17 protein-coding genes and 1 tRNA gene are annotated in these 18,041 nt (G+C 65.7%); 14 read left to right on the forward strand and 4 right to left on the reverse strand.

Features of this window, described 5'->3' with window-relative positions:
- Positions 1 to 2 precede the first annotated feature (2 nt).
- The 9 genes from CXY79_RS08515 to CXY79_RS08555 all read left to right on the forward strand — a co-directional run bounded on the left by CXY79_RS08515 (position 3) and on the right by CXY79_RS08555 (position 7,839).
- Positions 3 to 635: an A24 family peptidase gene (locus tag CXY79_RS08515; RefSeq protein WP_104100707.1), complete on the forward strand. Its 633-nt coding sequence runs from the start codon at positions 3 to 5 to the stop codon at positions 633 to 635.
- A 384-nt stretch (positions 636 to 1,019) separates the two neighbouring features.
- Positions 1,020 to 1,214 carry a Flp family type IVb pilin gene (locus CXY79_RS08520; RefSeq protein ID WP_104100708.1) on the forward strand — a complete coding sequence of 65 codons (195 nt, stop codon included), beginning with the start codon at positions 1,020 to 1,022 and terminating at the stop codon, positions 1,212 to 1,214.
- 135 nt (positions 1,215 to 1,349) lie between these two features.
- Positions 1,350 to 1,739, forward strand: a complete 390-nt coding sequence (locus tag CXY79_RS08525; RefSeq protein WP_233191372.1) for a TadE/TadG family type IV pilus assembly protein — start codon at positions 1,350 to 1,352, stop codon at positions 1,737 to 1,739.
- Positions 1,727 to 2,776, forward strand: a complete 1,050-nt coding sequence (locus tag CXY79_RS08530) for a TadE/TadG family type IV pilus assembly protein (protein WP_134342568.1) — start codon at positions 1,727 to 1,729, stop codon at positions 2,774 to 2,776. Before CXY79_RS08525 ends, CXY79_RS08530 begins: the two co-directional genes overlap by 13 nt.
- An 8-nt stretch (positions 2,777 to 2,784) precedes the next feature.
- Positions 2,785 to 3,522: a Flp pilus assembly protein CpaB gene (gene cpaB / locus CXY79_RS08535; RefSeq protein ID WP_158250254.1), complete on the forward strand. Its 738-nt coding sequence runs from the start codon at positions 2,785 to 2,787 to the stop codon at positions 3,520 to 3,522.
- Complete coding sequence (locus tag CXY79_RS08540) at positions 3,519 to 4,526, forward strand: AAA family ATPase (RefSeq protein ID WP_104100710.1); 1,008 nt, start codon at positions 3,519 to 3,521, stop codon at positions 4,524 to 4,526. The genes cpaB and CXY79_RS08540 overlap by 4 nt, the downstream gene beginning before the upstream one ends.
- On the forward strand, positions 4,523 to 6,007 hold the full coding sequence (locus CXY79_RS08545) for a CpaF family protein (RefSeq protein WP_104100711.1): 1,485 nt from the start codon (positions 4,523 to 4,525) through the stop codon (positions 6,005 to 6,007). Before CXY79_RS08540 ends, CXY79_RS08545 begins: the two co-directional genes overlap by 4 nt.
- Positions 6,004 to 6,960: a type II secretion system F family protein gene (locus CXY79_RS08550; RefSeq protein WP_104100712.1), complete on the forward strand. Its 957-nt coding sequence runs from the start codon at positions 6,004 to 6,006 to the stop codon at positions 6,958 to 6,960. Before CXY79_RS08545 ends, CXY79_RS08550 begins: the two co-directional genes overlap by 4 nt.
- A gap of 9 nt (positions 6,961 to 6,969) precedes the next feature.
- Positions 6,970 to 7,839, forward strand: coding sequence for a type II secretion system F family protein (locus tag CXY79_RS08555; RefSeq protein WP_104100713.1), 870 nt, complete (start codon positions 6,970 to 6,972; stop codon positions 7,837 to 7,839).
- A 126-nt stretch (positions 7,840 to 7,965) separates the two neighbouring features.
- Here the strand turns inward: CXY79_RS08555 and CXY79_RS08560 are convergent, their stop codons facing one another.
- Together CXY79_RS08560 and CXY79_RS08565 are read right to left on the reverse strand one after the other, a co-directional pair.
- Positions 7,966 to 8,454, reverse strand: coding sequence for a YajQ family cyclic di-GMP-binding protein (locus CXY79_RS08560; protein ID WP_104100714.1), 489 nt, complete (start codon positions 8,452 to 8,454; stop codon positions 7,966 to 7,968).
- A 25-nt stretch (positions 8,455 to 8,479) separates the two neighbouring features.
- The gene (locus CXY79_RS08565; protein WP_104100715.1) at positions 8,480 to 9,496 is read right to left on the reverse strand and encodes a LacI family DNA-binding transcriptional regulator; all 1,017 of its coding nucleotides are present in this window, start codon (positions 9,494 to 9,496) and stop codon (positions 8,480 to 8,482) included.
- Between the two features lie 152 nt (positions 9,497 to 9,648).
- On the opposite strand from CXY79_RS08565, the gene CXY79_RS08570 reads away from it, so the two are divergent.
- The 3 genes from CXY79_RS08570 to CXY79_RS08580 all read left to right on the forward strand — a co-directional run bounded on the left by CXY79_RS08570 (position 9,649) and on the right by CXY79_RS08580 (position 12,056).
- A tRNA-Tyr gene (locus CXY79_RS08570) sits at positions 9,649 to 9,730 on the forward strand.
- A gap of 31 nt (positions 9,731 to 9,761) precedes the next feature.
- Positions 9,762 to 10,595: an inositol monophosphatase family protein gene (locus CXY79_RS08575; protein ID WP_104100716.1), complete on the forward strand. Its 834-nt coding sequence runs from the start codon at positions 9,762 to 9,764 to the stop codon at positions 10,593 to 10,595.
- Positions 10,596 to 10,871: 276 nt separating this feature from the next.
- Positions 10,872 to 12,056, forward strand: a complete 1,185-nt coding sequence (locus CXY79_RS08580; RefSeq protein ID WP_134401010.1) for a M23 family metallopeptidase — start codon at positions 10,872 to 10,874, stop codon at positions 12,054 to 12,056.
- A gap of 27 nt (positions 12,057 to 12,083) precedes the next feature.
- Here CXY79_RS08580 and CXY79_RS08585 read toward each other — a convergent pair whose 3' ends face one another.
- Together CXY79_RS08585 and CXY79_RS08590 are read right to left on the reverse strand one after the other, a co-directional pair.
- On the reverse strand, positions 12,084 to 12,983 hold the full coding sequence (locus CXY79_RS08585; RefSeq protein WP_338145459.1) for a GTP pyrophosphokinase family protein: 900 nt from the start codon (positions 12,981 to 12,983) through the stop codon (positions 12,084 to 12,086).
- Positions 12,984 to 13,227: 244 nt separating this feature from the next.
- Positions 13,228 to 14,895, reverse strand: a complete 1,668-nt coding sequence (locus tag CXY79_RS08590; RefSeq protein ID WP_104100718.1) for a glycoside hydrolase family 13 protein — start codon at positions 14,893 to 14,895, stop codon at positions 13,228 to 13,230.
- A gap of 173 nt (positions 14,896 to 15,068) precedes the next feature.
- Between CXY79_RS08590 and CXY79_RS08595 the strand changes: the two genes are divergently transcribed.
- The gene (locus tag CXY79_RS08595) at positions 15,069 to 16,307 is read left to right on the forward strand and encodes a maltose ABC transporter substrate-binding protein (RefSeq protein ID WP_104100719.1); all 1,239 of its coding nucleotides are present in this window, start codon (positions 15,069 to 15,071) and stop codon (positions 16,305 to 16,307) included.
- A 96-nt stretch (positions 16,308 to 16,403) separates the two neighbouring features.
- The gene (locus CXY79_RS08600) at positions 16,404 to 18,041 is read left to right on the forward strand and encodes an ABC transporter permease subunit (protein ID WP_104100720.1); all 1,638 of its coding nucleotides are present in this window, start codon (positions 16,404 to 16,406) and stop codon (positions 18,039 to 18,041) included.

The following is an 18,041-nucleotide window of genomic DNA, read 5'->3' on the forward strand; positions in this document are numbered from 1 at the left end:
GCGTGGCGCCCTGGCTGTCGATTGTCGCCGGTCTGGTCGGCGCCGCACTCGGGGTTTTCCTGACCGGGATTGCCGAACGGATGCTGCGCATCCGCCGCCGCTTCGCCTGGCCGGTGCGTGCCGCGGTGACCGTGTCGACCGGCCTGCTGGTCGCCCTGGTCGTGTGGGAGTTCGGGGTCGGGTGGGAGCTGCCGGCGTATCTGTACCTGGCACTGATTGCCGTGGTGCTCAGCGTCGTCGACATCAACGAGAAGCGTCTGCCGAACGCGTTGGTCTACCCCTCGCTGATCGTGCTGCCGATACTGTTGACGCTCGCGGCGGCGGCATCCGGGGCCTGGCAGGCCCTGCTCGGGGCCTTCCTTGGGGGTGCCGCGCTGTTCGCGTTCTATCTCGTGCTCGCCCTGATCTCGCCCGGCGGCATTGGCATGGGCGACGTGAAGCTGGCCGCCGTGATCGGCCTTGCGCTCGGCTACCTGGGCTGGACCCCGTTTCTCGTCGGTGCTTTCGGCGCCTTCCTGATCGGCGGCCTGGTCTCGTTGGTTGCCCTGACGCTTCGCCGGGTGACCCTGCGGGGCTCCATCCCGTTCGGGCCGTCCATGCTCGCCGGGGCCTTCCTGGGCGTGCTGTTTGCCTGAATTTTCCCCCCCGGCGGGGGCCAGGACGTTCGCTGAAACGGGGCTACGGTGATGCTGTCACCGACCCTACGGCGAGTTCGCTTCACCCGAGGAGTACCTGTGTACCCGAATCTTCCTGCCCGCGGCGCGCCCGGAGACACCTCCCGCGCGATTCCCTGAGCCACTCGAACTGACCGGCCCGAACCCGAATGACGGCCTCGCTCGCGACAAGCCCACGTCGCGGGTCATTGTCACGCCGCTTTCGGATTTCATCTAGCGCTCATTCAGCTACCCCTAAGACAGGGACCCCCCCTTTTGGGGCGTAGTGAGGTTTTCTCGACGAACGTAGCTTGTGGTCATTCGCTCGGCCGACCTGGCCGGCCCACACAGAACGGAAAACCCGAGATGAAGTTCTACACCAAAATTCAGGCCCTCATGAACAGCCTGCGCACCGACGAAGAGGGCGCCACCGCAGTGGAGTACGGCCTCATGGTCTCGCTCATCGCCGTCGTCATCATCGGCGCTGTCGGCGCAATCGGCCTCGCCCTGACGGGGATGTTCAATGGCGTTGCGGTCGACCTCGGCGGCACCCCCGGCTAACCGACGCGTGCCCGGCGGAACATGATCCGCCAGAACCCCGTGCGCCGGCGGCGGCTTGCCAAAACGAGCCGCCGCCGCCCGCACTCACCCCCGACTTTCACCCGCAACGCCAGGCCTACCCGAAGGGGCCACCAAATGATGCGTTTCCTCCATCGACGAGGCGAACGCGGCGCTGCCGCCGTGGAGTTCGCGCTCGTGCTGCCCATTCTCCTGCTGCTGGTGCTCGGCCTCATCGAGTTCAGCCGGCTCTACAACATTCAGATTTCGCTGTCAAATGCGGCCCGCGAGGGCGCCAGGAACATGGCGATTCACAACAGCCAGTCGACGGCCAAGGCCGCGGCCATCGCCGCCGCCCCGTCAATCAGCCCGAGCATGTCGGGCGGCCAGATCTCGATCACGCCCGCGGCGTGTGCCGCCAACCAGGCCGTCACGGTCACCATCACCTACAGCGTGTCACTTCTGACCGGTTATTTCGGCACCACGCTTCCCCTGACCGGCAAAGGAGTCATGCTGTGCGGTGGTTGAATCGTGGGCTTCGTTCCGAGCGCGGTGCGAGCGCTGTGATGGTCGGTATCCTGCTCGTGCCTCTGCTGGGGTTCGTGGCGATTGCAGTCGATGTCGGGGCCCTCTACGCGGAACGCGCACAGCTTCAGAACGGCGCGGATGCCGCCGCCCTCGCCATCGCCCGCGACTGCCAGGACGGTGACTGCACCGATCCGGCCGGCGCCGCCGCGCGCTTCACCAACGACAACGCGAATGACGGCGCCGCCAACGTGCTGGCACCGAGCATCAGCATGGCTAACAAGACCGTGACGGTCTCCGACAGCACCCGCGTCGCCGGCACCAATGCAGGGGCCATCAGTCACCCCTTCGCCCGGTTCATCGGCGTCGACCCTACGACCGTAGGCGCGACCGCCACGGCGCAGTGGGGCGGCCCGGGGTCCGGCCCCGTGCTCGCGCTCGCGCTGTCCTGGTGCGAGTTTCAGGAGTCGTTGGCGGCGTCGGGCAAACATGTGACCATCCGCACCGACACCAACAAGATCTGCAAGCACGCTCCCTCAGAGGAAGTCATCCCCGGGGGATTTGGTTGGCTTGACAACGCCAACGCCTGCGTGGCGATCGTCAACTTGAGTCTCAACCTTGACGCGGCCGGGCAGCTCTGGGTGGGCAGCGACGCCGGCGGGAGTGTGAACACCGACTGCAAGTCGAAGCTGGAAAGCCTCAAGGGCACGACGGTGCTGGTGCCGATCTATGACCGCGTTCGTGGCACGGGAACCAACGCCGAGTATCGCATCTTCGCCTTTGCCGGGTTCACCATCACCGGCTGGAACTTCCCGTCCACCAAGGTCCTCGATCCACTGGCCCCGCTCTGCCCCGCCGCAGCCCCAACAGCTCCCAAGGCTCCCAAGGACCCCAAGGCCCCTAAACCCTGCGATGAAAGCGACAAGAGCAATAACTGGAACGGCATCCAGGGCTACTTCAATAAATGGGTCTCCATCGACGGGGCGTTCGGACTGGGCGGGCCTCAACTCAACGCAACCAGCGTCAACCTAATCAAGTAGGAGCTGCAATGAAAACCCGACTCATTGGCGCGATCCTCGCGATCGTTCTGGCCATCGTTGGCACCGTCGTGCTCACCGGTTACGTGAACGGCGCCGACGCGCGAGCAGCCGACGGCGCCGAGTTCGTATCGGTCTACCTGGTCGCCGATGAGATCCCAGCCGGCACCGAGGCGAGCGCGATCACCGACCTCATCACCGCGAAGCAGATCCCGGCCCTCGCCGCGGTGCCGGGCCGGGTGACGAAGCTGAGCGACCTGGAGGGCCTGGTGGCGGACACCGCACTGATGCCCGGCGAGCAGCTGCTCGAGTCTCGCTGGGTGACGCCCGCCACGCGGGCGGCCAGCGGAGACGTCGCACTGCCGGAGGGAATGCAGGCGGTCAGCATCGCCCTTCCCGTCGAGCGGGTGGTCGGCGGCACGATCAAGCCGGGCGACACCGTCGGCGTCGTGATTTCCGCCACCATCAAGGGCGCTGACGGCGCCGAAGACACGCCAATCAGCAGGCAGGTCTTCCACAAGGTGCTCGTCACCGCGGTACGCGAGGGAACCAGTACGCCCCCTGCCGACGGAGCGGACGCGGCAGCCGAGGCAGCCGAGACCGTCATGGTCACTCTCGCTCGGCCGACCGCAGATATCCAGAAGTTGGTTTGGGGCAAGGAATTCGGCAGCGTGTGGCTCACCATCGAGCCGAAGACGGCTGATGAGACCGGTTCAGCGGTCGTCGACGGAAGCGTCGTGTTCCAATGAGCCGCCCACGACTGAGCCCCTGGCGTGACGGGGTGCTGGGGTCGGTAGCGCAGACGGCCTCGGCCGTCGGACCCGGCGACGAAGCCCGGGATGGCAGCTCGGGCGAGATCGGGCTAGCGGATGTCACCGCACTCGACGACCGGTCGGCAGCCGATGAGCAGGAACCGTCCACCCTCGAACCCCCCACCCTCGATCCGCCCACGACCGAGGAGACTCCGGAGCCGGAGGTCATCCCGCGCCAGACCATCGCGGTGGTGGCCGCCAAGGGCGGTGTCGGCAAGACGACGATCGCGACCAACCTGGCCGTCGGCCTCGCCAAGCTGGCCCCGCTGTCGGTGGTGCTCGTCGATGCCGATGTGCAGTTCGGGGACGTGGCCATGGCCCTGTCGCTGACACCCGGACGCTTCCTGCCGGATGCCGTCACCGCCGTCGCGGCCAACGACGCCATGGTGCTCAAGGCCTACCTCACCCCGCATCCGGACGGCTACTACGTCGTGTGCGGCGCGGAGTCGCCGGCCGACGGGGACCGGGTCACCGGCGAGCAGCTCGGTCACCTGATTCGCCAACTCGCCGGGATCTTTCGGTTCGTGATCATCGACACGGCGCCCGGCCTGGGTGAACACGCGTTGGCCGCCCTCGAGGCTGCCACAGACGCCGTATTCCTCTGCGACATGTCCGTGCCGGGTGCACGCGGCCTGCGCAAGGAGCTCGCCGTTCTCGCCACCATCGGCATCATGCCGCCGGCCCGTCATGTCGTGTTGAACTTCGCCGACCGGGTGAGCGGGCTGAGCGTGAAGGACGTCGAGGCAACGATCGGTGTGCCGGTGGACGTCGCCGTTCCCCGATCGAGCCTGGTGACGCTGTCCACGAATCGTGGCATTCCGCTGCTCCAGAACGGAAAGAAAAATCCAGCGTCGGCTGCCCTCACGGACTTGGTGCGCCGATTCGACCCCAGCGCGTCACTCAAACGCGGTCGCTTGCATCGAAGGGTGGTTGTCGCATGAAACTGACCGACCGAGTGGAGGCGGCACGCCGCGATGGTCCACTGCACAAGCTCGACAAGAAGACCGGCAACGGCAACCTCTCTGCATCGAGGGCGGTGACGGACGTTGCCCTTCAACCCTCCACCGAGGCCACAGCTGCACCGGAGGCAGAGGCTCCCGCTCCGGAACCCGCGCCCATCCCGGCGCCGCCGCTTGACCCACTGGCAGAACTCAAGGAACGGGCGGCACAGGAACTCTTCGGCCGTATCGGCACGCGCCTGAACGACCCGAGCCTGAGTGAGGAACAGCTGCACTCGTATGCCAGGGCCGAACTCGGCAGCATCGTCGCCGCCGAACAGGTTCCGCTCAGTCCGGAGGAGCGCACCCGGCTGATCGCCGAGATCGGTGCCGACGTGCTCGGGTTCGGCCCGCTGGAGGCACTGCTCGCCGACGTCGGCGTGACCGAGATCATGGTCAACGGCCACGAGCAGATCTTCGTCGAGCGTGACGGCCAGCTCAGCCGCAGCGCTGCCCGCTTCACCAGCGAGGCCCAGCTGCGCCGGGTGATCGAGCGCATAGTGTCGAAGGTCGGGCGCCGCATCGACGAGTCGTCGCCGCTGGTGGACGCGCGCCTCGCCGACGGCTCGCGGGTGAACGCGATCATCCCGCCGCTCGCGGTCGACGGCTCCTCGCTCACGATCCGCAAGTTCGCGCGCGAACCTTTCACCGTGAACGACCTCGTCGGCTTCGGCACGCTGAGCGCCGAGATGGCCCAGGTGCTGGATGCCTGCGTGAAGGCCAAACTCAACATCATCGTCTCCGGTGGCACCGGAACCGGGAAGACGACGCTGCTCAACGTGCTCTCCGCCTACATCCCCTCCAATGAGCGCATCATCACCATCGAGGACGCGGTGGAGCTGCAGCTACAGCAGGACCATGTGATCCGGCTGGAATCCCGGCCGGCCAACATCGAGGGTAAAGGCGAGGTCACCATCCGTGACCTCGTGCGCAACTCCCTCCGGATGCGGCCGGACCGAATCGTGATCGGCGAGTGCCGCGGTGGCGAGAGCCTGGACATGCTGCAGGCGATGAACACCGGGCACGAGGGATCGATCTCGACCGTTCACTCGAACTCGCCGCGCGACGCGATCGCCCGGCTCGAAACCCTCGTGCTGATGGCCGGAATGGACCTGCCGCTGCGCGCCATCCGAGAGCAGATCTCGTCGGCGATCGATGTGATCATCCAGATCACCAGACTCAAGGACGGCACCCGTCGGGTCACGCACGTGACGGAGGTCCAAGGCATGGAGGGTGACATCGTCACCCTGCAGGACGCCTTCGTCTTCGACTACAGTGCCGGCGTCGACGAGGCCGGACGCCTGCTCGGCCACGCGGTGGCGACCGGGGTGCGGCCCCGGTTCGCCGACAAATTCCGGGACCTCGGAATTCCGTTGTCCCCGAGCGTGTTCCAGGCCAACCTCGTCACCCGGAGCCAGAGATGAATGAGCTGGCCCTCTACGGAGGAATCGCCGCCGCGCTGATCGCCCTGTTCGTGATCGTCTTCCTGGTGATCGCACCACCACGGCCCCGGGTGCCGCTGGAACGCCGTCGAGCGCCGGGTGCGGTGGACACGTCGACCCTCACCCGGGTGACTGACCGCACGGTCGAGGCCATCGAGGGTGCGATCCTTCGTCGCGGCCGCGCGCCGTTCACCGCGGAGGAACTGGAACAGGCCAGCATCCGGATGCAGCCGTCCGGCTTCGTGCTCATGGTGCTCTCGACGTCGACCGTGCTGGCCCTGACCGGCCTGCTCTTGGGGAACGGCACCTTCTGGGCGATACCGCTCCTGGCGACCTTCGCGGCGCTCGGCCCGATCGGAGCGAAGGTGTTTCTTCACGTGCGGGCGGGGCAGCGTCGCGCAAAGTTCGCGGAACAGCTCGACGAAACCCTTGCGCTTCTGGCCGGCGGCCTGCGGGCCGGTCACAGCCTGCTGCGGGCGGTGGACGCGGCCTCCCAGGAGACGCCGTCGCCGTCGGCGGACGAGTTGGCTCGGGTCGTGAACGAGACTCGCATCGGCCGGGACCTCGGTGATGCTCTCGACAACACCGCCACCCGGATGCGGAGCGAGGACTTCCAGTGGGTGGCGCAGGCGATCGCCATCAACCGTGAGGTCGGCGGCAACCTGTCCGAGGTGCTCGACCGGGTGGGCCACACCATCCGGGAACGCAACGAGATTCGTCGCCAAGTGAAGTCGCTCGCCGCCGAGGGAAAGATGTCAGCCTGGGTGCTGATCCTCTTGCCGATCGGGGTGTTCACCTTCTTGCTGCTGACGCAGCCGAACTACTTCGCCGGTTTCTTCGGCAGCATCTGGGGCATCGCCGCCCTAGTCGTCGCCGCCATCCTGCTCGTCGCCGGCTCATTGTGGATGATGGCCGTCGTCAAGGTCAAGTTCTAGGAGAATCCAGTGCCTTCACTCATCGCAATCCTTGCCTCGCTGGCCGTTGCCGGCGGGTTCGCGGTCCTGGTCGGCATCCTCGTCGGCGGTCGCGCCGCCAAGCCGATCACCGACCTCGGGGATGCAGGTCTAAACCTCGTCGGGACGACCGCAGCGCGCGTCAGACGGGGTCGAACGATGCGCGAACTGGCCCCCCGCGGGTACCTCGGGATGCTCGACCGCAGGCTGGCGCTCGCCGGTCGGCCCCCGGCCTGGACCATCGACAAGATCCTCATCGCCAAGCCGCTCGCGGGCACCGCCGGTGCGCTCCTGGCGCTCCTGTGGATCAGCGGGGACCCGGTCCCGACGCGATTCGTGCTCGGTGCGCTCCTTGTGGTTCTGTGCTTCTTCGTGCCCGACCTTCTCCTGATCAGCCGCGGGCAGGAGCGACAAGAGAAGATCCAGAACGCCCTGGCCGACACCCTTGACCAGATGACGATCGCCGTGGAGGCCGGCCTCGGCTTCGAGGCCGCCATGGCCAAGGCGGCGACGAACGGCAAGGGGCCGCTCGCGGAGGAATTCATCCGCACCCTGCAGGACATGAGCATCGGCCGCACCCGAACGCACGCCTATCAGGCGCTCGGCGACCGCACCTCGTCATCGGACCTGCGCCGGTTCACCCGGTCGGTCATCCAGGCCGACACCTACGGCATCGCGATCGCGGACGTGCTCCGGGTGCAGGCCGGGGAAATGCGCCTGCGCCGCCGTCAGCGCGCCGAAGAGAAGGCGATGAAGATCCCGGTCAAGGTGCTCTTCCCACTCATCTTCTGCATTCTGCCGGTGCTGTTCATCGTGCTACTCACCCCAGCCGTGCTGAGCATGATCGAAGCGTTCTCCTGAACCTCGCCGGAGCCGAACGCGCCCCTAACGAATTCGACGGAGATTCTGCTGTAAAAACACGCTTTGAGGCACTTCCGCGGCGAAATCGGCAAAATCTCCGTCGAATTGGTGAATGCAGGCGTGGGCCTAGCGGAAATTGACGAACTGCAGGGCCACGTCGAGGTCTTTGCCCTTGAGCAGGGCCATGGTGGCCTGCAGGTCGTCGCGGCTCTTCGAGCTGACCCGCAGCTCGTCGCCCTGGATCTGGCTCTTGACGCCCTTGGGGCCCTCGTCGCGGATGATCTTATTGATCTTCTTCGCATTTTCCTGGTCGATCCCTGCCTTCATCGAGGCCTCGATCCGAAACTCCTTGCCCGAGGCGAAGGGATTACCAGCGTCCAGGCTGCGCAGGGAGATGCCGCGCTTGATCAGCTTGGATTCGAAGACCTCGAGGATAGCCTTGACGCGCTCCTCGGAGTTGGCCTTCAGGAGCACCTTTTCGCCGCTCATCTCGATCGAGGCGCCGACATTCTTGAAATCGTAGCGCTGTGCGACCTCTTTGTGCGCCTGGTTGAGGGCGTTGTCGACCTCCATCGGGTCTACCTTGCTGACGATGTCGAACGTTGAGTCTGCCATGCCTGCAATAGTACCCAGTGGGTGCCTATTCGCCCGGCCGGGCAGTGCTGGAGCGCACGAGGAGCTCGAATGGCATGGGAGTGTTCAGGGACGAGAGCTGGTTCTGGCCCGGACGCAGCCGGTCCAGCAGGATCTCGACGGCCTTCTCGCCTTGCCCCTGCGGAAACTGGGCGATCGTGGTGAGGCCGAAGAAGTCCGCGAGTTCGTGGTCATCGATTCCGATCACGGACACGTCCCGTGGCACGACGAGGCCGAGGTCCCGTGCCGCAAGGATGACTCCGATCGCCATCTCGTCTGAGCCGGCGAATACGGCGCTCGGCCGACCGCGCGGGTTGCCAAGAAGTTGAATGGCCGCTTGGTAGCCGCTTTTCATCGTGAAGTCCGCAGGCCTGAACAATTCGGCAGCCGGAGTGATTCCGGCTGCCGTCAGGGCTAACTCATAGCCGACCCGGCGGTTGGTGGGAAGATGGAAGTCCCGGTCGACGTCCTCATTTCCGCCGATGTGTGCGATCCGTGTGTGGCCCAGGGAGAGGAGATGTTCCGTGGCGAGCCTGGCCACGGCAACATCGTCGATCGTGAGCGTGCGAACACCCTCGATCGGGCCGCCGACGCCGACCAGCGGCTTGTCGAGTGCGTGCAGGGTGGCGACTTCGGTCGTGGTCAGTTCGAGCGAAATCGCGATGACAGCATCCACTCTCTGACGCAGCAGGAAATGGTTGAACACGATGCGGCGCTCGCCTCCGCCGCCGGTCAGGCTGAACAGGGTGAGGTCAAAGCCGTTCTTCAAGAGGGATTTCTGCGCACCCTCGACAACGCTGGAGAAGAACCAGCGGTCAAGGAACGGAACGACGACACCGATGTTCTTCATCCGGCCGGAGGCGAGACTCGATGCCGTGGACGAGACGACGTAGCCGAGTTCCCCGGCGGATGCTTCGACCTTTAAACGGGTGGCAGGGGATACATGGCCGTTGCCGCTGAGTGCGCGCGAAACAGTGGCGGTAGAGACGCCCGCGTGGCGGGCGACGTCATCGATGCCTACCATGAGGTTCCTATCGGGAATGAAGTTGAGTCATCTCCGATCATATCCACCGTCCGATAGGTACCGGACGTGCCGATTTCTCACTGGGGACCAAAACCTTGTATTCTGACTGAGCGTCTCCGGTCACGTGTTTTGCATATGGTCGGGTGCGTACTGGCAAGTTACCCAAGTGGCCAAAGGGATCTGACTGTAAATCAGCCGTCTTAGACTTCGGGGGTTCGAATCCCTCACTTGCCACTCTCTCTTCCGCATCATTTAGCGTTGCACCATGACCACACGTGCCTCAGCCGGATTGCTTCGCCTCGCCCAGGACACCGCGCTCGCCGCGGGGCAAATGGCTGCCCGGCGGAGAACTGTCGGGGTGCAGGTCGCCGCGTCGAAGTCCTCCCCGGAGGACGTCGTGACCCTGGCCGACCGGGAAACCGAGTCGCTGATTCGGGCTCTCCTGGCCGACGCCCGGCCCGATGACGGTTTCTTAGGAGAGGAGTCGGCGGCCACCCGCGGCACATCCGGCCTGACCTGGGTCGTGGACCCGATCGACGGCACCGTCAATTACCTCTACGGTTTTCCGGCCTGGGCGGTTAGTATCGCCGTCGTCGAGGGTGACCCCGATCCGGCCACCTGGACCACGCTGGCCGGCGCCGTCTACAACCCGACCGGTGACGAGCTGTTCACCGCGGCAGCAGGTGACGGGGCATGGCTGGGCGTCCGCCGGCTGCAGGTGCTGACGGACGTGCCGCTGTCGCTGGCGTTGCTGGGCACCGGTTTCTCCTATCGCGCGGCCGAAAGAGAGCGGCAGGCGGACGTCGTGCGGGGCCTGATCGGCGAGGTACGGGACATCCGTCGCATCGGGTCGGCCGCACTCGACTTGTGTTCGGTTGCCGCCGGGCGGTTGAACCTCTATTACGAGCGCGGGCTGAGCCCCTGGGACCACGCGGCCGGCGCGCTGGCGGCGCGCGAGGCCGGCGCTCGAGTCGGTGGCTTCGGAGCCGACCGTGAGGGTATGGGCCTGCTCATTGCCGGGGCTCCCGACCTTTATCGGGTCTGCCAACCCCTTCTGGCCAAACTTTTCGATGACTTCATGGCCGACGCGGAAGCGTAGGCGACTGAACCGCTTCGAACGAGACGGATGCCGCGGAAACACCGGTGACCGACGTGCTCGTGGCGGCCCGGGGAGATCGCCGGAAACGGAGGCAGTGCCCCTTTTTCGGGTGTCATTCTGCTTCGAAGAGTAGGGATAACCGGCCTCCGGGCGGTAGCCTGTACTGATTCGTTACTTTGGTTGAGGCCAAGACGACTATCTTCTTCTGTCCAATGCGCCGAAAGAACCGATCCTTTGCTCCCTCACTCCTCTAGCTCGGCTGCCTCGGTGCCGGGTGTGAGTGACCCTGAAACGAAGCCCCTCACGCGTCGCGAACTGCGCGAGCGCGAGCGGATGTCCGTCCCGGTGCTGGACATTCCAGGCTCCGCGGTCACCGACGCGCCGACCGCCGCCGATCCCGCTGGTGCCGGGCCGTCGACGCCGGACCTCGACCTTCTGGTCGCCGCGAGCCTCGCTGAACCCGAATTCGAGTCCGTGACGATCGCTGACTCGGACCGCCTGATCGCCGCGCCGGCCGCCGCCGACGCTCCGGTCTCCGACGTGGACCGGCTGCAGACGGCCATCTCCGCCGTCACGACGTCCACGGAGATCCCCTTCCCCACCCGGGCGCAGCGGCGCGCGGAACAGCCCGCCTCCCGCCCCCGCCGCGCATCGGCCCGGGAGCGCCTGGCGCCCGCCGTTCACCCGGCCGCCGCCACCGCGCCGGCACCCCAGCCCCGCACCACCGCGACGGCCCCCGCCAATCGGGTGCGCAAGTTCGCCACGACGGGCGTCACGATGGTCGCCATGGCCTTCGTCGCCCTGATGGCCGTGGCCACCTCCCTGCCGGCCGAGGCGCTGCTGTCCTCTGCCGATGTGCAGGCCGCCGCCTACAACGCGAAGCTGAGCGCCCAGGGCGAACCCGCCCAGACGCTCTCCATGACCGGCGGAGCGGACACCATCTCGGTCGAGCGTGACGGCTACGAGTCGAAGACCATCGCCGAGGTCGCAGCGGCCAGCGGCATCCGGATGGAAGCGACCTTCACGAACAACCCGAACGGCACCGTGCAATGGCCCTTCTCGGTGGGCGTGCACATCGGTGACGAGTTCGGCTTCCGCGACTGTGCGGGCTGCTCCTCCAACCACGGCGGTCAGGACTTCAACCCGGGCCTGGGCGCGCCGATCCAGTCGATCGCCGACGGCGTCGTGCGCTACGCCCAAGACGGCGAAGGCAGCCTCGGCGTGCACATGATCATCGACCACATGATCGACGGCGAGCTCGTCTCCAGTGTCTACGCGCACATGATCCACGGCTCGATGCTCTTCAAGACCGGCGACGTCATCACGGTCGGCCAGGTCATCGGCCAGGTCGGCGACACCGGAATGTCCACCGGCCCGCACCTGCACTTCGAGATCCGCGTCGGCGGCAAGGACGGCACCAAGGTCAACCCGCTCGTCTGGCTGTACGCCAACACGAACTAGTTCGACCCCGACACGGGCCAGCTGGGACTAGCCGGCCGCCTCGGCCTTGGTCTCGTCCTCAGGCTCGGTCACTGGCGCGGACTCGGGCGGGGACTCGGCGGTCCGGGCGCGGCCGATGGCCGCGAGGAGGCCCTCTGGCAGCGCCAGCTGCGACAGCCCGGCGATCTCGAGCAGGTGGGTCTCTCCGCTGCCGTCGGGCTCCATGGCCAGGACCTGGTCGTGCAGGCCCTCCATTTTCAGGTCGAGGCGATTGGCGGCATCCGCCGCCTGCTTGAGGTCGCCCACCAGATCCACCGGAACCGCCCCGTGGTACTTGTAATAGATCTTGTGCTCGAGACTCGCCCAGAAGTCCATCGCGACCGTTCGGATCTGGATCTCGACCGTGACCTCGTCGACCCGGTCGGACAGGAAGACGGGGATGTCGACGATCAGGTGCAGGCTCTTGTAACCGTTCGGCTTCGGGGCGGCGATGTAGTCCTTGACCTCGAGCACCGTGACGTCGAGTTGGCTGGTGAGCATGTCGAGAATGCGGTACGTGTCCGAGATGAAGCTGCAGGTGATGCGGATGCCGGCGATGTCTTGGATCTGGGCGCGAATGTCGTCGAGGACGAGCGGGCAGCCCTTGCGGACGGCCTTCTTCAGGATCCCGTCGGGTGTCTTTAGCCGAGAGTTGACGTGCTCGATCGGGCTGTAGTCGTGGATGGAGGCGAACTCCTCCTTCAAGATGTTGATCTTCGTCATCATCTCGTCGGTCGCGAACTTGTATGCCAGCATGAACCGGGTCAGTTCTGTCGTGAGCTCGCGAAGTTCGGCGAGATCCCCGCGCGTCGGGGCCGCCTGGTCGGCTTTGGTGTCGGTGTCGGTGTCGGTGCCGGGTCCCGGTTCGGTTCCGTGTTCGGTTCCGCTGTCGATCCCCGTGCCGGTCACTGCTACTCCTTCTATGCGCTCCCCGTTCAGGCGACGCCCTTCGATTGTCCCATGGCGGCGCTGCGGGGTCACTGATCGCGTCGCCGGAGCACGCGGCATCCGTCGCCTTCGAGCGCCGTTCTGCCCCGTGCCCCGAACGAATTCGACGGAGATTTTGCTCTAGAACTGGGTTTTGAGCTCTAAACCGGCCGTTTCGGGCAGAATCTCGTCGAATTCGTTTGGGCAAACGCCCCTGGGGTGGGGGCTAGGCGCGCAGCCAGACGGTGGTGTCGCCGGGGAGCGTGTTGCCGGGCAGCGGGCCGCTGGCGAGGAGGAGTTCGCCGGCAGGCAGAGGCACGGATGCCGCGCCCGTGTTCGCGACGACCGTCACCGCGCCGTTGCGCAGCGCCACGATCTCGTCAGCGTGGCCGTCCAACCACTCCACCGAGCCCAGCCCGAGGGCGTGCTCCCGGCGCAGGCCCAGGGCCAGCGTGTACAACTCGAGGGTGGAGCCGGCGACGCCGACCTGCGCGTCGCGGGCGAGGCCCGCCCACTCGTCCGGCTGCGGCAGCCAGCTCTCGGCCGAGGGGCCGAAGCCGTAGGAGGGAGCGGCGGCTTCCCAGGGGAGCGGCACGCGGCATCCGTCACGGCCGTAGCGCTCTCCGTTGGTGCGAAACCAGGTGGGGTCTTCGCGTGCGGAGTCGGGCAGGTGGATGACCTCGGGTAGACCCAGTTCCTCGCCCTGGTAGAGGTAGCTGGAGCCGGGCAGTGCGAGCATGAGCGCCGAGGCGGCCCGGGCCCGGTGCAGGCCGATCACGCTGTCGGGCAGGTCGGGCGTCGTCGGCCCGATACCGTGGCCCTGCAGGTTCTCGTGGTTGAGCGCGAGCCGGGAGGCGTGGCGCACGACGTCGTGGTTGGAGAGCACCCAGGTGCTCGGGGCACCAACTGCGCCGAACGCAGCGAGGGAATCGTCGATGACGCGGCGGAGGGCCGGGCCGGCCCAAGCCGTCTCGAGGTAGGCGAAGTTGAAGGCCTGGTGCATCTCGTCGGGGCGCACCCACTCGGCGACGTGGCTGAGCGGATCGACCCAGGCCTCGGCCGCGAGGATGCGGTCGCCCGGGTACTCGTCGAGGATGAGGCGCCAGTCGCGGTAGATCTCGTGTACACCGTTCTGGGCCCAGTAGGGCGCGGTTTCGGGCCACTCGGTGATGATGCCTGACCCCTCCGTCGAGGCACCGCCCATGCTGCCGCCCGCGACCGGAGGCGTGTAGTCGGGAAGACCGGTCGCTTTGATCATGCCGTGCGCGACGTCCACCCGAAAACCGTCCGCCCCGCGGTCGAGCCAGAACCGGAGCACATCGCGGAATTGCGCCTTCACCCATTCGTTGTCCCAGTCGAAGTCGGGTTGTGTGGTGTCGAAGAGGTGCAGGTACCACTGGCCGGGAGTGCCGTCCGGGTTCGTGACGCGGGTCCAGGCATTGCCGCCGAAGACGGAATCCCAGTTGTTCGGGGGAAGGTCGCCGTGTTCGCCCTGGCCATCACGGAAGATGTAATGCGCGCGCTCCTCACTGCCCTCGGCGGCGGCGAGGGCAGCTTTGAACCACGGATGCTCACTTGAGGAGTGGTTTGGCACAAGGTCAACGATCACGCGGATGCCCAGCTCGTGTGCCGTGTGCTGCAGGGTGTCGAAGTCATCGAGCGTGCCGAAGAGAGGGTCGACATCGCAATAATCGGCCACGTCGTAACCAGCGTCGTTCTGCGGTGACGTGTAGAACGGCGAGAGCCAGATGGCGTCTATCCCGAGAGCCCGGAGAGCAGGGAGACGATTGGTGATGCCGATTAGATCGCCCATCCCGTCACCGTTGGCGTCCGCAAAGGACCGAGGATAGATCTGATAGATAACTGCGGTTCGCCACCACTCTGAGCCTGTCATGAAAAGAAACCCTACGGCATTCTCGTGACTATGGAAGCGCTTGCAGGCCTGCGGGCTAAGCGCATCACCTGCTCAAGATTCAGATCCGGCTATTTCAGTTGTCAATGGTTCCGATACTTGCTATAAATGTAAACGCTTGCATAAATTTTCAATGTCCTGAGAAAGGCACACCAATGATGGTGAACATGAAAGGTCTCGTCGCTGCCGGCGCAGTAGTGGTCGCAGCGTCCCTCGCATTGTCCGGATGCTCCGGCGGGGCCTCTCCGCAGGGTGGCGAGGGCGATAAAGCCGCCGCCAACACCTTGACGGTTTGGGTCGATGCTGACCGCGGCACGGTCCTCAAAGACGCGGCGGCGGCATTCACGAAGGAATCCGGCGTCAAGGTAAAACTCATCCAGAAGGACTTCCCCAAGATCCAGGAAGAGTTCATCGCCCAGGTTCCGACCGGCAAGGGCCCCGACATCACGATCGGCGCCCACGACTGGATCGGGAACCTCGTCTCGAACGGCGTGCTCAAGCCCGTCGAACTCGGCGATACGACCGCTGACTTCCAGCCGGTCGCCGTCACCGCGATGACCTTCGAGGGCAAGACCTACGGTGTCCCCTACTCGATCGAGAACATCGCCCTCCTCCGCAACACGGCCCTGGCGCCGACCGCGCCGGCGACGTACGCGGACATGGTCGCCGCCGGCACCGCCGCCGGCACTGAGTTCCCGTTCCTCGTGCCCGTTGGACCGGAATCGGACCCGTATCACCTGTACCCGTTCCAGACCTCGTTCGGCGCCCCCGTGTTCGGCACCAACTCCGACGGCAGCTACAACGCCGAAGACCTCTCGATCGGCAACGCCGGTGGAGAGGCCTACGCGGCCTGGCTCGCATCCGAAGGCGCCGCAGGGCACCTCAGCGTGAACATCACCAACGACATCGCCAAAGAGAAGTTCAACGCCGGCGCATCGCCGTTCTTCCTCTCCGGTCCGTGGAATGTCCCGGATGCCCAGAAGGCCGGCATCGACGTCGCGATCGACCCGATCCCGACCGCCAGCAGCAACCCTGCCCAGCCGTTTGTCGGCGTGCAGGGCTTCTTCGTGAGTGCGAAGACCAAGAACGCTCTCGCTGCCAATGAGTTCCTGGTGAACTACATCGGCTCCGAAGAGGTGCAGACCGCGCTCTACGAGGTCGGCGGGCGCCCGCCCGCGCTGACCAGCGCCTTCGAGGCAGCTGCCGCCGACCCGATCACCGCCGGTTTCGGTACGGTCGGAGCAACCGCCGTTCCGATGCCGAACATCCCGCAAATGGGCAAGGTCTGGCAGTTCTGGGGCGTCACCGAGGCCGCGATCATCGCGGGCGAGGGTGACCCGGCAGCGCTGTGGCAGAAGATGACCGGCGAAATCCAGGGCGCCATCGCGAAGTAACACCGTGTGCCCGGCTTCATCAGGGGGCCGGGCACAGCGTGCTCCCTCACCGCACATCAGGCAAGGTTGCCGGCAGGCGCCAGAGAACGGACGAAGATGCCCACCCCACGAACAGGTCGCGATCGCACCGCGCGCGACAACTCGCTGGTCACCCAGTGGAGGCAATCCAAGCGGGCGGGACGAATTGCCGAGGCGGCGTCCGTCGGGATCAAGATTCTCCTGGTGAAAATTCTGCTCCTCGGTATCGTCGACGCAATCAGCGTCTACGCTCTCTTCGTGCTCTTCCTGAAACAGGACTGGGTCATCTTCGGACTCGTTCTGGCAGTCACCCTGATCGTCAACTGGATCTACTTCAGCAAAAACGCTCTGCCGGCCAAGTACCTCACCCCCGGCCTGATCTTCCTCGTGATCTTCCAGATCTTTGTTGTGGGCTATTCCGGCTACATCGCGTTCACGAACTACGGCACCGGGCACAACAGCACCAGGGCGGACGCGGTCGCATCACTCATCGCCTCCGCGCAGCAACGAGTGCCGGACTCGGTCGCGTATGACATCACCGTGATCGAGCAACTGGGTGCCTACAGCCTCCTCGTCACCGACCCTGACGGCCGGATCAGCGTCGGCGGCACCGACGCGCCCCTGCGTGAAGTCACCGATGCCGAGACGGATGCCGACGGCGTCGCCACCGCACTTCCCGGCTACACCTCGCTCAAGTTCAGCGACATCGCTGCCAATCAAGAGGTCATCGCGGCCCTCTCGGTGCCGCTCACCGACGACCCGAACGAGGGGGTGCTCCGCACCCCGGACGGCTCAAAGGCCTATCTCGACCTGTCCGATCTGGTCTACGACGAGGCCGCGAGAACGATGACGAACACCACGACGAACGTCGTCTACGCCGAGGACGGCACGGTCGGAGCGTTCGCCGCGGAGGACGGTACCGAACTGCGCCCCGGCTGGAAAGTTGAGGTCGGATTCGATAACTTTGCCCGTGCGTTCGGCACGGAATCCATTCGGGGGCCGCTGATCAACGTGACCCTGTGGACCTTTGCCTTCGCTTTCCTTTCTGTCGCCACCACGTTCGCGCTCGGGCTCTTTCTGGCGCTGGTCTTCAATGACCTGCGGATGCGCGGACGCAACGTCTACCGCGTCGTCTTGATTCTTCCCTACGCGTTCCCGGCATTCCTGTCCGCGCTGGTCTGGGCTGGGCTGCTCAACCCGCAGTTCGGCTTCGTCAACCAGGTGCTGTTCGGCGGGGCGGAAATACCCTGGCTCACAAACGAGTGGCTGGCCAAATTCAGCATCATCTTCGTGAACCTGTGGCTCGGCTTTCCCTACATGTTCCTGGTCTGCACGGGTGCTCTTCAGTCGATTCCCGGCGAGTTGCAGGAGGCAGCAACGGTCGACGGGGCGCGGCCCTGGCAGGTGTTCCGGCTGATCAAGCTTCCGCTGCTGCTCGTGTCGGTGGCCCCGCTGCTCATCTCGTCGTTCGCGTTCAACTTCAACAACTTCAACCTCATCTACATGCTCACCAATGGCGGGCCGAGAGACGTTACCGCGGGAGTGAATGTCGGTGCGACCGACATCCTCATCTCGATGGTCTACAAGGTCGCCTTCGTCGGTGCGAACCGCGACTACGGATTGGCGAGTGCGTTCTCCATCATCATTTTCCTGCTGGTCGCGATCGTGTCGATCATCAGCTTTAGGCAGACCAAGGCACTAGAGGAGCTGAACTGA

The organism is Cryobacterium sp. M96, from assembly GCF_002929845.1.
Lineage (GTDB): Bacteria > Actinomycetota > Actinomycetes > Actinomycetales > Microbacteriaceae > Cryobacterium > Cryobacterium sandaracinum.

Bases quoted from the DNA above. Each gene is read 5' to 3' on its own strand.
- CXY79_RS08600 (WP_104100720.1), top strand. From the start codon at position 16,404: ATGCCCACCCCACGAACAGGTCGCGATCGCACCGCGCGCGACAACTCG.
- CXY79_RS08565 (WP_104100715.1), bottom strand. From the start codon at position 9,496: ATGGTAGGCATCGATGACGTCGCCCGCCACGCGGGCGTCTCTACCGCC.
- CXY79_RS08550 (WP_104100712.1), top strand. From the start codon at position 6,004: ATGAATGAGCTGGCCCTCTACGGAGGAATCGCCGCCGCGCTGATCGCC.
- CXY79_RS08545 (WP_104100711.1), top strand. From the start codon at position 4,523: ATGAAACTGACCGACCGAGTGGAGGCGGCACGCCGCGATGGTCCACTG.
- cpaB (WP_158250254.1), top strand. From the start codon at position 2,785: ATGAAAACCCGACTCATTGGCGCGATCCTCGCGATCGTTCTGGCCATC.
- CXY79_RS08520 (WP_104100708.1), top strand. From the start codon at position 1,020: ATGAAGTTCTACACCAAAATTCAGGCCCTCATGAACAGCCTGCGCACC.
- CXY79_RS08540 (WP_104100710.1), top strand. From the start codon at position 3,519: ATGAGCCGCCCACGACTGAGCCCCTGGCGTGACGGGGTGCTGGGGTCG.
- CXY79_RS08595 (WP_104100719.1), top strand. From the start codon at position 15,069: ATGATGGTGAACATGAAAGGTCTCGTCGCTGCCGGCGCAGTAGTGGTC.
- CXY79_RS08560 (WP_104100714.1), bottom strand. From the start codon at position 8,454: ATGGCAGACTCAACGTTCGACATCGTCAGCAAGGTAGACCCGATGGAG.
- CXY79_RS08525 (WP_233191372.1), top strand. From the start codon at position 1,350: ATGATGCGTTTCCTCCATCGACGAGGCGAACGCGGCGCTGCCGCCGTG.
- CXY79_RS08575 (WP_104100716.1), top strand. From the start codon at position 9,762: ATGACCACACGTGCCTCAGCCGGATTGCTTCGCCTCGCCCAGGACACC.
- CXY79_RS08590 (WP_104100718.1), bottom strand. From the start codon at position 14,895: ATGACAGGCTCAGAGTGGTGGCGAACCGCAGTTATCTATCAGATCTAT.